The organism is Cognatundibacterium luofuense, assembly GCF_018139685.1.
In the GTDB taxonomy this organism is placed as follows: domain Bacteria; phylum Pseudomonadota; class Gammaproteobacteria; order Burkholderiales; family Burkholderiaceae_D; genus Undibacterium; species Undibacterium luofuense.
This window is the reverse complement of record NZ_JAGSPN010000640.1, coordinates 1-283: the sequence shown is the minus strand read 5'-3', so window position 1 is coordinate 283 and position 283 is coordinate 1. Positions and strand designations below refer to the sequence as shown.

At 52.7% G+C, this 283-nt stretch carries 1 pseudogene; it reads left to right on the top strand.

The features are described from left to right. Nucleotides 1-109: 109 nt before the first annotated feature. A pseudogene (locus tag KDM89_RS22695) lies at nt 110-283 on the top strand (SAM-dependent methyltransferase); the annotation flags it as partial.

Below are 283 nucleotides of genomic sequence, written 5' to 3'. Positions count from 1 at the left end.
CGGTAACCATTGATAGTGACAGCATTTGCCTGCTCCCGCAGGACAGGTAAACTTCCCCACCGGGGCCGGAATGGATTTATGATGCCAGATCAGTACACCGGATACCGCCATGAAAAAGTCTGCAAAAAAATCGGCAACACAGCCGACCCAAGTTCAAGCCACTGCAGCTGCAAGCACAAGTCAGGAAAAGCATGAAATCCGACCCGGACAATCGCTGGAACTGCTCAAGGAGCTACACATCCTGACACGTGACGGTAAGCTGAATCAGGACAGCCGTCGCAAG